This window comes from Bordetella sp. BOR01 (assembly GCF_019218885.1).
Lineage (GTDB): Bacteria > Pseudomonadota > Gammaproteobacteria > Burkholderiales > Burkholderiaceae_B > Bordetella_A.
This window is the reverse complement of sequence record NZ_JAHUWT010000003.1, coordinates 153,143-164,939: the sequence shown is the minus strand read 5'-3', so window position 1 is coordinate 164,939 and position 11,797 is coordinate 153,143. Positions and strand designations below refer to the sequence as shown.

Here is an 11,797-nt window from a genome sequence, read left to right as displayed (position 1 = left end):
TGGGTTCAGGAACGGTAGTCGGCGTTGATGCTGACGTACTCGTGCGAGAAGTCGCAGGTGTAGACCGTTTCGTTGGCCTGGCCGCGCGCCAGCGCGATGCGGATGACGATCTCGGCTTGTTGCATCACGCGCTGGCCGTCGGCTTCCTGGTAGTCGGGGTTGCGGCCGCCGTCGCGCGCCACCAGCACGTCGTCGAGCCACAGGCGCAGCTTGGAGACATCCAGGTCATCGATACCGGCATAGCCGATGGCGGCCAGGATGCGGCCCAGGTTGGGATCGGACGCGAAGAACGCGGTCTTGACCAGCGGCGAGTGCGCCACCGAATACGCTACTTTCAGGGCCTCTTCGGTGGTCAGGGCGTCTTCGACGCGGATGGTGATGAACTTGGTGGCGCCTTCGGCATCGCGCACGATCTTCGTGGCCAGGTCGAGCGCGGCGGCCGCCAGCGCGTCGCGCACCGCGGCGTAGTGCGGATCGGCTTCCGAGGCGATGTCGATGCCGGACTGGCCGGTGGCCGCGATGATGAACGAGTCGTTGGTCGAGGTGTCGCCATCGACCGTGATGCGGTTGAACGAGCGGTTGGCGATTTCCAGCGCCAGCTTGCGCAGCACGGGCTGGGCGATGCCGGCATCGGTGGCCAGGAAGCTGAGCATGGTGGCCATATTGGGGCGGATCATGCCGGCGCCCTTGCTGATGCCGGTGAAGGTGACCGTCTTGCCGCCGATCTGCACGCGCTGCGAATGGATCTTGGGCAGCGTGTCGGTGGTCATGATGCCGTGGGATGCGTTGAACCACTGGTCGGGGCCCAGGTTGGCCAGCGCGGCGGGCAGGGCGGCGGTCAGCCGGTCCAGCGGCAGGGGTTCGAGGATCACGCCGGTGGAAAACGGCAGGATCTGCTGGGCCGGCACGCCCAGCAGCTTGCCCAGGGCGGCGCAGGTATCCTGGGCTTTTTGCAGGCCTTCGGCGCCGGTGCCGGCATTGGCGTTGCCGGTGTTGATGACCAGGGCACGGATCGGGCCGCCGGCGGCCAGGTGGGCCTCGCAGACTTGCACGGGCGCGGCGCGGAAGCGGTTGCGGGTGAATACGCCCGACACATTGGTGCCGGCCGCCAGGTGGAATACGGTCAGGTCGCGTCGGTCCGCCTTGCGGATACCGGCTTCGGTAACGCCGATTTCAACGCCGGCTACGGGGAAAATGTCGGACTCGGAGGGGATCTGCAGGTTAACGGCCATGAGTTCGTCTCTGGGGCTGGGGGCAAGGGAAAACCGCCGTGCGGGCGGTTGTGTAGCTTCTTATTATCCCACTGCTGGGTGGGGTGCTTGGTTTTGTGTGCCTGGGCTGTCTTGTTGTTGTGTGCTGGGGGCGCCTTGCCGTTGCGGGCGTGGGGCCGGGCGAAGCCCGTCGGGCTCGGGCGCATGCAGGCGCCCTCGGCCTGCTGACGCAGGCTGCCCCGCCGGTCAACCCGCCCGGCCCCACGCCCGCAACGGCAAGGCTCGCAATCCCTCAAGAGCGAGGTGCCGGGGTCGCCAGGTGTCAGGCTCCGCAGGTGCCTGACACCATCGTGTGCCAAGGCTGTCTCAATCGTACGGTGTCAGACACCCTGACGGGAGCCTGACCCCTGGCAACAGCCCGCAAATCACGGTACAGGCTCCAAGGTAGTGCGACGGGGCATGTCTGACATCTTGTATCTTCATCGTTATGCGGTCCGGCCGTCTTCGGCTTGTGCGATCCTTTGCCGGCCTTATGCGTCGGTTGCCGCGCGATCCTGTTCCGCCAGCGTGCGCGGTAATGCAAAGAGAATCAGCATCGCCGCCAGAATGGTGACTGCGGCTATCGCATAAAGCCCGGGGGCCGTGTCGCCGGTCAAGTCTTTGACCTTGCCCACCAGGTAAGGGCTGATGATGCCGCCCAGATTGCCTACTGAATTGACCAGAGCAATGCCGCCGGCGGCAGCGGCTCCACGGAAGTACTTGGGAGGAAGCGTCCAGAATACCGGCAGACAACCCATGATCCCTCCCGCGGCCAATGTCAGTGCCGCCAACGCGAGGCCTGTGTGCGTACCGAATGCCGCGGAAATGACATACCCGATTCCCGCGGCCAGCACGGCAAGACCCAGATGCAAGCGGCGCTCTCCAGTGCGGTCGGACCGACGCCCAATCCACACCATCCCGATACCGGCCGCCGCGTACGGGATAGCGCTCAGCAGGCCGACGATTTCGTTGCTGGCAATCCCCGTGTTCTTGATCAATTGCGGCATCCAGAAGGTCAATCCATAGAGACTCATCAGAATGAACATGTAGACGATCGCCAGGAAAATGGTGGCCGGTTGGCGCAGTGCCTGGCCGAACTGGTGCACGGTCGCTTTGCCCGCCTCGCTTGCCTCGCTGGCCAGGTTGTCTTGCAGCAGCCGCTTCTCGTCTTGGGACAGCCATTTCGCCTCGGACGGCCTATCGGTCAGGCAGAACAGAACCGCGATGCCCACAAAGGCAGTCAGCACTCCTTCGATCAGAAACAGCCATTGCCAACCTGCCCAGCTGTTGAGGCCAGCAAAGTTGGTCATGATGAGGCCGGCCAGCGGGCCACCCAGTACACCGGAAAGCGGAATCGACGTCATGAAGTAGCCGGTGATCCGCGCCCGCCGTTGCGCAGGAAACCAATACGTGAAATACAGGATCGCGCCCGGAAGAAAACCGGCTTCAGCCGCGCCAATCGTGAAGCGCAGGATGTAGAACCACGTTTCGTTGGTGACGAACATCATGGCGGCAGAGGCGAGACCCCATGAAACCATGATGCGCGCAATCCATTTTCGTGCTCCCATTCGGGAAAGGATCAGGTTGCTGGGGATTTCGAATATGAAATACCCCACAAAGAAAATGCTGGCGCCAAGTCCGTAAGCCGCGTCCGAAAATCCGAGATCAGCCTGCATCTGGAGTTTTGCAAAGCTGATGTTGACGCGGTCGAGATATCCAAAGACAAAACAGACGACCATGAGCGGGATAATCCGCCACATCACCCTGCGGTAGGTGGCGGTCTCCAAGCTGGCCAGCCCGTTCGGGGCCAGCGCTTCCAGCTGTTGCATACGAGTCTCCTTGCGAACCTGATATTCGCGTTTTGATAAATGCGTCATCGACGGCTGTCTTCAGCAGCGAGTTCTTGCGCGCTCCGCAGCGGAGCAGCGCCTTTGGCCGAACACATGAACGTCAAGCTGCCTCGGCGGGATCGAGCGCTGCGGCGCTCAGCTCCGCCCAAAAAGCGTCAGGAATCTCGGTCCGAAGCCAGCGTTCAGCCTGGTCGACCTGATGAGCGGTGCGAAACCCTGTAACGACAGACAGGACCATCGGATGTGCCAGCGGGAATTGCAGGGCCGCGGCCTGCACGGGGATATCGTGATTCGCGCAAATCAATTCGAGTCGCTTGACCTTTTCGATGACATCTTGCTTTGCCTGCGCTTGCTGAAAATATGCCGCGCTTTGCGAACCCGTCGCGAGGATGCCCGAGTTGAATGGCCCGGCCATCATGATTCCCACGCTTTTCTTTTCGCATGCCGGTATCAGGGTTTCATTCGCGGACGCGTCAAGCAGTGTGTATTTGCCGGCAATCATCACGAAGTCGAGGTCACCCTCTTCGACGAACTGTGTCGCAGTTAGGGTGTCATTCAGCCCGATCCCGAAGGCCTGGATAAAGCCGCTCGCTCGCAACTGGTCCAGTGCTTTGTGCGCTCCGCTCATAGCCTCCTTGAAGCGGCGTCCGACCTGCGTGCCTTGCCATTTGACGCTTACGTCGTGAATAAGAACCAGGTCGATAACATCCGTCCCCAAGCGCTGCATCGAATCTTCCAAAGAGCGCATGGTCGCATCGTAGGAATAATCGAACTCAACTTCGAACGGGAGAGGGTTTTCCCAAAGTGTTGACGGAGGATTGCCGAGCCGACGCGGGCGCAAGACACGCCCGACTTTGGTCGACAAGAGCCAGTCGGCGCGAGGCTTATCACGAAGCGCGTGCCCGAGTCTATGTTCAGCCAAGCCGGAGCCGTATTGCGGCGCCGTATCGAAATGCCTGATTCCCAGATCCCACGCGCGTTCGATCGATGCGCTGGAATCCTGTTCCGATGTTGCGCCCAGCAGGCCGCCGATCGACGCCAGGCCGAATCCTAGAACGGGAATGTCGACCGGCCGGCGGGCCATGCGTCGGGTGTGTTTGCATGAATAAGCCATGCCAATGCTCCAATGTTCAAGTTGCCGGATGGCTGCGAAAGCCGCCATCCGGCAAGGACTACTCATTCCGGTGAAATTCGCCGCAGTACACGCCGATTCTTGAAGAGGCTGCCCTCGTGCCGGATTATCAAAGGGGATGCCCGCATCATGAATTCGCCATAACTGGGCATCGCACGATGGTGTCGATACGCATCCGCGTCGTCATAGACCTCGTACAGAGAGAAGAGATTGAGTTGCCCGGGGTCCTGGCATACCTCGAACGCCCGGCAGCCAGGCTCCTCGTTTCTCGAGTTCTGCGCATGAATCTTGATGTACTCGACAAATCGTTCGATGCCGTCCGGAAGAATTTCAAAATCGGCCATAACGACATACTTGCTCATTTCTTCCCTCCAGGAAATGTCGGGACAATGCCTGGGCGGCACCGGGCGCGAATATCTCTTTATCGTTTGCCTGGGAATGCGCAGGCGCGACTTTCCCCGCGGCCTTCGCGGCAGCGAAGGTCGTCAAGCCTTGAGTGGATGACTGAGCCTTAGCGTTCGAACGGCTTTGCGCTTCCGTCTACCGAGAAAAAGAGGTTCGGCTTCAGGAAAAAACTGATGTGCAGGCAGCCGTTCGGGGAGCGAGCGATATGGCGGCTTCCGCCCGGGCGCGCGGCGAACATCCCCGGCGCGATGGCGCCTTCATGGTCTTCGAGAGTACCTTCGAGAATGTATGTTTGTTCTACTTCCACGTGCTCATGGTAAGGAAGCTCCGCGCCGGGGGCCCAGCGGAAAAGGCCGGTGAAGAGTCCGCTTTCCTTGTCCTCGAACAGGAGCTTGAACTCGACGCCCGGGTAGCGCGTCGGGCGCCATTCAACATTCTGGCTATCTACGACGGTAGACAGCAGATCCAGACGCATCGGGAATTTCTGCTGAATTGTCTCGTCGGTGTTCTCGCTCATGGCTTCTTGTCCTATTGCGGATATGCTGAGGGAACCCGGTAGGCATCGCCTCCGTTGTCTCGCATCTATATTGCCTCTGAAGCACCGCCGATAGCTAGAAACAATCTGCATAGCAGGTATACAAGAACACCAGGACTCGCCATCGCCAATGGTGAAACGGCCCCTCGACCTTGGCTTTTTCGATGGCAGAGCGGCCGCTTGTCAGGGCATGGCTGCGTCAAGCCATAGCCCATCGGAAACCAGCCTGCGGATCTCAAGACGGAATGCTTGTGCGACCTCGCGACGCGCAACCAGGGGTGGACGGTTCAGGGAGGTAGCAATTGCTATATCGCGCATGACGTTAGGATTGCCCAACGGCACAGCCTGGAGCAGCCCTTGCCGCAATTCGGCGGCCACCGACGCGAGCGGTAAGAGCGCACATCCGCACTCTTCGATGACGAGTTGCTTCACGACATTCGACGAGGCATCGCATTCTATGCTGATACGCGGCAGCCTGCCGGATCGTGCGCAAAGTTCTTCCGCAAGTATGCGCTGCCCATGCGTTGGGCCTGGCAACACGAGCGGAACGTCGGGGAGTCTCTCTATCGGAAACGGTCCATTCGGCAAATCGAAGCTCTTTGGCGCGACAAAACTAAGACGCTCCCGGATCACGGTATCCGACTCAAGATGGCGCTGAGCCTCGGTCAGGTAAATCACGGCGAGATCGATGCTTCCATCGGCCAACCAGCTGTTAACTTGTCCTTCCAGGCCTTCTCGCAGGGAGATGCGAATTCCTGGGTAATCTTTGATCAGATTCTTGGAGATCGGCCCGAAGAGCATCCTGGCGATAGAGGGTTGCGCCGCCACGACAACGCGGGATGGCCCACCACGCACTTTCAGGGCCATGTCCGCAGCGGCTTCCTCCAGGATGCGATCGACTGCCATCGCATGCTGCAACAGGTCTTGCCCGATTTGCGTCAACTCCAATCCCCGCCCGGAACGGTGAAAGAGCCGTGCCCCCAACTCCTGCTCCAACGCCGAAATGCGCCGGCTCAATGCGGGCTGGGAAGTCGCCGTTTCCATCGATGCTTTGGTAAGGCTGCCGGCTTTTGCCGCGCGAAGAAACAGGACGAGATCATCGGAGTTCATGGGCAAAGTGCGTCACACCGTTAGTCATGCATCCATGATAGCGCCGGGCAAATTGCCGGATTAAACATATTGCATAGCTGCTATGCAATATATTGGCAACATCGCCGAACGGATATGCGGCAAGATACACAGCGGAGACGGCCGGAGGCGTTAGCGCAGGCAGCGGCCGAGTTTGTGCAACAACGCCGAACTGCATCGGCAGATTATCGAGATGAACACGACACCACCTGACACGACCTGGGACGGCAAGCCTCCCGAATCATTTCATATTGCTATTGCGGAAGACGACCTGCGCTATTTGCGCGAAAGTCTGGCGCGAACTCGCTGGCCGGATCAGATTCCCGGCGAGCGGTGGTTATTTGGCACCGACATTGCCTATCTCAAGTCACTTTGTTCCTATTGGAGGGACGAATATGACTGGAGAGTGCAGGAAAGACGCCTGAACGAATTCAGCCATTACAAAGCGGGCATTGCCGGAATCAAGCTCCACTATATTCACGAAATCGGCGAAGGAGAGAACCCTCGCGCGTTGCTGTTGACGCACGGATGGCCTGATTCGTTTTACGGATATCATCAACTCATTCCGCGTTTGACGCATCCGTCACGATTCGGTGGTCGTGCCGAGGATGCGTTTACGGTGGTCGTGCCTTCGATTCCCGGCTACGGTTTTTCCTATGAACCTGATCAGCCGCGGTTCGGGTTGAACGAGATCGCGGACAGCCTGAAGACGCTAATGGTCGACGTACTTGGCTACGCCGAGTTTGCCGCGCATGGATACGACTGGGGCGCCTTCATCGCCACTCGTCTTGGCTATGTGTATCCCGAACATTTGCGAGGAATCCATATCACTCGATTGGCTATGCCTCGAAAGCCGTCCGCACCAGCACCTCGAACGCCTGAAGAGAGTCGCTTTTATCGACAGGTTGCCGATTTTCTAAAGGATGAGGCCGGATATTCAGACATCATGGGCACCAAACCGCAGACATTGGCTTATGCGCTGACGGACTCGCCGGCCGGCCTGGCTGCGTGGATCATCGAGAAATTTCGAACCTGGAGCGATTGTGGCGGCGACGTCGACGCCCATTTCGGCCGCGACGTGCTGCTGACCAATATCATGATGTACTGGATCACCGGCGCCATCGGTTCGACCTTCTGGCCGTATTACGGGCGCCATCACGAGCCGTGGATCGTTCCGGACGGCGCTACCATGAATGTGCCGACAGCTTATGCGGAGTTTCCGAAAGAGACATTCAGTCCGCCTCGTTCAATCGCCGAAACGCTATACGGCAACATACAACGTTGGACCACGATGCCGAATGCCGGGCATTTTCCGGCCTTGGAAGCGTCGGACGCGTTGGCCCACGATATTCGCGAGTTTTTCGTCCAATTGAAATAGAAGCCGCTGTACGAGCGTACAACGCATCGCGACTGGTCTCAGGTAGATCGTTGTGGTCGGTGATGTCCGTGATATTGCCGTTGGTCACCTCATGCGGCGCGACAGCTTGCCCATTCTATTTTGAGACAGCCTGCGCACACTTTGGTGTCTGACACCCTGCGGGAGTCAGACGCCTGGATGACGGCTCGAACTGACACCAACGCAGTCCCGTGGCGCTGGGGCAGGCGGTGGCGGCGTGTCGGGCGGCGGGGCAGCCTGCGTAGCAGGCCGAGGGCGCCGGCATGCGCCCGAGCCCGACGCACGTTCGCCGCCACCGCCCACCCGAGCGACGCGTGACGGCGCAAGAATGCAAAACCATCCCCTAGAACTCCGGGGCAGATGTTCAGCGCCCGCTGCCCCGCGCTGCCACCACCTGCAGCTTCAGCTCCCCCAGCGCCTGGTACAGCGCGTCGCGGCTGGCTTCCGGCAGGTCGTTGAACATGCGCTTGACCCAGCCTTCGTGGGCCCGCGCCATGCGGGTGAAGACCCGGCGCCCCTGTGGCGTCAGCTTCAGCACCGAACTGCGCCGGTCGGTCTCCATCTTGGTCCGCATCACCAACCCTTCTTTTTCGAGCTGGTCGGTGATGCCCGTGATATTGCCGTTGGTCACCATCATGCGGCGCGACAGTTCGCCCATCTTCATGCCCTTGGGCGCGCGCTGCAGTTGCGCCATCAGGTCGAAACGGGGCAGGGTCGTGTCGAATTCGGTGCGCAGGCGGCCGCGGATCTCGGATTCGATCAGGTTGCAGCAGGTCAGCATGCGCAGCCACAGGCGCAGCGCCTGGTGGTCGTCGGGCGCGGCGCGGGTTTCCAGGTCGGGAGCGTCGATCATGGGGGCGGGATTCAGCAGGCGGGCCGGCCGCTGCCGGCCAGGCCCATTTGGTCGAAAATGGCGCGCGTCAGCGGGCTGGCGGGGTCGTTCAGCGTAAGCACGATGTCGTAGTGGTTGGTGCCGGGCATGGGTACGTGGCGGGCGGGCAGGCCGCGGTCGAGCCAGGCTTGCAGGTAGTCGTCGGTCTGGCGCTTGAATTCATCGGTTTCGTTGGCGCCATAGCTGGCCAGCAGGGGGCAGGCCGAGCCGGGCGGCAGCAGTGCCGGGCTGTTGCGCTCGGCGTCGGCCGCGCTGAGCTGCATCCATTCGTTGATGTGCGTGTGCACCAGCGGGCGCAGGTCGTACAGGCCCGACAGCGGCGCGGCGCCCGCCACCACGTCGGGCGGCACGCCGTATCGATCGTGCCAGCCCCCGGCCAGCAGCATGCCCACCAGGTGGCCGCCGGCCGAACTGCCGGCGATATGGATGCGCGCCGGGTCGCCGCCATGGCGGGCAATGTGCCGGTACACCCACGCCAGCGCGCGACGGTTCTGGTCGACGATGCGGTCCAGCGTCACGGCCGGGGCCAGCGAGTAGTTCAGCGCCACCACGACCGCGCCGGCCCGCGTGAAGGCCGGTGCCATGTTGCAGGAGTCGTCCTTCGACAGCAGCCGCCAGTAGCCGCCGTGGATATACACGAACACGGGCGCGCCGGCCGCAGGCAGCGCGGCCGGCGGCGCTGCCGGGAAGATGTCCAGGAGTTCGTCGGGGTGGTCGCCGTAGGCCATGTTGGCCACACACGGCAGCGTAGCGCGCGCGGCCTGGCTTTGCTGCGCGTACTGCGCCAGGATGGGGCGGATGTCGGGTACGGTGGCGCGCGCGTTGTATTGCACATCCAGTGCGGCGCGATCGTATTGGCGATAAAGGGCGGGCATGGCGTGGCTGGCGGTGGAAGACCCTGGAAAACCCTAGGCTTGTCTTGCCGAATACTTTAAACCTAAACTATGCGGCACGCCAGCCCTTGCCGCATTGTCCGGGCGATGCCGGGCCGGTTGATGGCAGAAGCATCCGAATTCGCAATATTCCATAAAAACATCCGCCGCGCGCCACGCGCAAGGAGCTTCATGATGCGTTTCCTGACTTCTTTGGTGGCGGCCGCCGCATTGGTGCCCGCGCTGTCATGGGCCGATCCCATCAAGGTCGGCATTGCCAATGATATATCGGGCCCGTTTTCGGCGCTGGGCGCCGAGGCGCGCGACGGCTTCAACCTGGCCATCAAGCAGCTCGGCGGCAAGCTGGGCGGCCAACCCGCCGAGTTCCTGCAAACCGACATGGGCGGCAACCCCGACCAGGCGCGGCAACTGGTCACGCGCTACATCCAGCGCGACAAGATCGATTTCTTCACCGGCCCCATCGGCTCGAACGTGGCGCTGGCCGTGGGCCCCGCGCTGTTTGCCGCCAAGGTGCCGTACCTGTCGAACAACCCCGGCCCCAGCCAGTATGCCGGCGAGCGCTGCAACCCTTATTGGTTCGGCACGTCCTACCAGAACGACGCCTTTCACGAGGCGGCCGGCAAGGTCGCGGCCGACCGCGGCTTCAAGAAGGTGCTGATCATGGCGCCCGACTATCCGGCCGGCAAGGATGCCCTGACGGGCTTCAAGCGCGGCTACAAGGCCGACGTGGCCGAAGAGGTCTACACCAAGCTGGGGCAGATCGACTACGCCGCCGAACTGGCGCAGATCCGCGCCGCCAAGCCCGACGCCGTGTTCATCTTCCTGCCGGGTGGCATGGGCATCAACTTCATCAAGCAGTTCGTATCCACCGGGCTGTCGCAAAGCGTCAAGCTCATCGGCCCGGGCTTCTCGGCCGACGAAGACGTGATCCAGGCGGTGGGCGAGCCCATGCTGGGCATGTACAACACCGCGCAGTGGGCGCATGACCTCGATGTGCCGCAGAACAAGCAGTTCGTGCAGGCCTTCCGCAAGGAATATGGCGGGCGCTATCCGTCGGTGTATGCCGCCCAGGCCTACGACGTGGTCATGGCGATGGATGCCGCGGTCAAGCAGGCCGGCGGCAAGGTCTCCGATCGCGAAGCCGTGGTGCAGGCGCTGGCCAAGGCCGACTTCCCCTCGGTGCGCGGCAAGTTCACCTACGGCAAGAACCACTATCCGATCCAAGCCTATTACCTGCGCGTCATCGAGAAAGACGGCGACGGCCGGATCACCAACAAGCTGGTGGGCAAGGTGTTCGACAGCTACCAGGACGTCTATGTGGAGCAGTGCAAGCTGTAGCCAGGTAAACCGCCCGCGGGCCGGCGCCGCCCTGGCGCGTCCGCGGCACAGGGGATGGGTTTCATGACGCTGGTCGTCGAGCAACTGCTGAACGGACTGCAATTCGGACTGATGCTGTTCTTGATCGCCGCCGGATTGACCCTGGTGTTCGGCATCATGGACATCATGAACCTGGCGCATGGCTCGCTATACATGGCGGGCGCCTATGTCGCTGCCGAGACCATGCAGCGCACCGGCTCGTTCACCGCCGCCGTGCTGGTGGCGACGCTGGCCACCGGGCTGGTCGGCGTGGTGCTGGAACTGGTGCTGGTGCGCAGGCTGGCGGTGCGCGACCACCTGGCCCAGGTGCTGGGCACCTACGCCATCATCTTGATCGCCAATGACCTGGTCAAGATGATCTGGGGCCCCGCGCCCGTGATGCTGAACATGCCCGCCATGCTGTCGGGCCCGGTGCGGCTGCTGCCCGACCTGATGTACCCGGCCTACCGCTTGATGATCATCGCCTGCGGCCTGGCCGTGGCGGTGGGACTGTACTGGTTCGTGACGCGCACGCGTGCCGGGGTGCTGGTGCGTGCCGGCGCCTCGAACCGGCAGATGGCGACGCTGATGGGGGTGCGGGTGCCGCTGCTGTTCCTGGGCGTGTTCGCGCTGGGCGCCATGCTGGCGGCCTTGGCCGGCGCCCTGCTGGGGCCGATCACAGCCGTGCAGATCGGCATGGGCGAAGAGATCCTGATCCTGGTGCTGGTGTGCATTGTCATCGGCGGCATCGGGTCGATACGCGGGGCCTTCGTGGGGGCATTGCTGGTGGGTATGGTCGATACGGCCGGCCGCGCCTTCCTGCCTATGCTGCTGCGCGAGATCATGCCGTCGGCCATGGCGTCCAGCCTGGCCGCGACGCTGGCGGCCATTTCCATCTACCTGCTCATGGCGGGCGTGCTGGTGTTCCGGCCGGCCGGGCTGTTTCCGGCGCGCGGGTGA

General features: G+C 62.1%; 11 protein-coding genes. 3 read left to right on the top strand and 8 right to left on the bottom strand.

Features of this window, described 5'->3' with window-relative positions; translation table 11 throughout:
* Positions 1 to 5: 5 nt before the first annotated feature.
* The 6 genes from argJ to KW845_RS15580 all read right to left on the bottom strand — a co-directional run bounded on the left by argJ (position 6) and on the right by KW845_RS15580 (position 6,282).
* Complete coding sequence (gene argJ / locus KW845_RS15605) at positions 6 to 1,232, bottom strand: bifunctional glutamate N-acetyltransferase/amino-acid acetyltransferase ArgJ (RefSeq protein ID WP_218370205.1); 1,227 nt, start codon at positions 1,230 to 1,232, stop codon at positions 6 to 8.
* A gap of 509 nt (positions 1,233 to 1,741) precedes the next feature.
* Positions 1,742 to 3,079, bottom strand: a complete 1,338-nt coding sequence (locus tag KW845_RS15600; protein ID WP_218370204.1) for an MFS transporter — start codon at positions 3,077 to 3,079, stop codon at positions 1,742 to 1,744.
* Positions 3,080 to 3,200: 121 nt separating this feature from the next.
* The gene (locus tag KW845_RS15595; protein ID WP_218370202.1) at positions 3,201 to 4,214 is read right to left on the bottom strand and encodes an aldo/keto reductase; all 1,014 of its coding nucleotides are present in this window, start codon (positions 4,212 to 4,214) and stop codon (positions 3,201 to 3,203) included.
* 62 nt (positions 4,215 to 4,276) lie between these two features.
* Positions 4,277 to 4,594, bottom strand: a complete 318-nt coding sequence (locus KW845_RS15590) for a putative quinol monooxygenase (RefSeq protein WP_218370201.1) — start codon at positions 4,592 to 4,594, stop codon at positions 4,277 to 4,279.
* A gap of 149 nt (positions 4,595 to 4,743) precedes the next feature.
* Entirely contained in the window at positions 4,744 to 5,154 is a 411-nt protein-coding gene (locus tag KW845_RS15585; protein WP_255592695.1) for a cupin domain-containing protein, read from the bottom strand.
* A 201-nt stretch (positions 5,155 to 5,355) separates the two neighbouring features.
* Complete coding sequence (locus tag KW845_RS15580; RefSeq protein ID WP_218370200.1) at positions 5,356 to 6,282, bottom strand: LysR family transcriptional regulator; 927 nt, start codon at positions 6,280 to 6,282, stop codon at positions 5,356 to 5,358.
* A 211-nt stretch (positions 6,283 to 6,493) separates the two neighbouring features.
* Between KW845_RS15580 and KW845_RS15575 the strand changes: the two genes are divergently transcribed.
* Positions 6,494 to 7,678: an epoxide hydrolase family protein gene (locus KW845_RS15575; protein WP_218370199.1), complete on the top strand. Its 1,185-nt coding sequence runs from the start codon at positions 6,494 to 6,496 to the stop codon at positions 7,676 to 7,678.
* A 382-nt stretch (positions 7,679 to 8,060) separates the two neighbouring features.
* Here the strand turns inward: KW845_RS15575 and KW845_RS15570 are convergent, their stop codons facing one another.
* Both KW845_RS15570 and KW845_RS15565 read right to left on the bottom strand, forming a co-directional pair.
* Positions 8,061 to 8,549 carry a MarR family winged helix-turn-helix transcriptional regulator gene (locus tag KW845_RS15570; RefSeq protein ID WP_218370198.1) on the bottom strand — a complete coding sequence of 163 codons (489 nt, stop codon included), beginning with the start codon at positions 8,547 to 8,549 and terminating at the stop codon, positions 8,061 to 8,063.
* Positions 8,550 to 8,560: 11 nt separating this feature from the next.
* Entirely contained in the window at positions 8,561 to 9,463 is a 903-nt protein-coding gene (locus KW845_RS15565) for an alpha/beta hydrolase (RefSeq protein ID WP_218370197.1), read from the bottom strand.
* Positions 9,464 to 9,655: 192 nt separating this feature from the next.
* On the opposite strand from KW845_RS15565, the gene KW845_RS15560 reads away from it, so the two are divergent.
* On the top strand, positions 9,656 to 10,819 hold the full coding sequence (locus KW845_RS15560; RefSeq protein ID WP_218371390.1) for an ABC transporter substrate-binding protein: 1,164 nt from the start codon (positions 9,656 to 9,658) through the stop codon (positions 10,817 to 10,819).
* 63 nt (positions 10,820 to 10,882) lie between these two features.
* A complete protein-coding gene (locus tag KW845_RS15555; RefSeq protein ID WP_370628236.1) occupies positions 10,883 to 11,797 on the top strand; it encodes a branched-chain amino acid ABC transporter permease in 915 nt (304 codons plus the stop codon).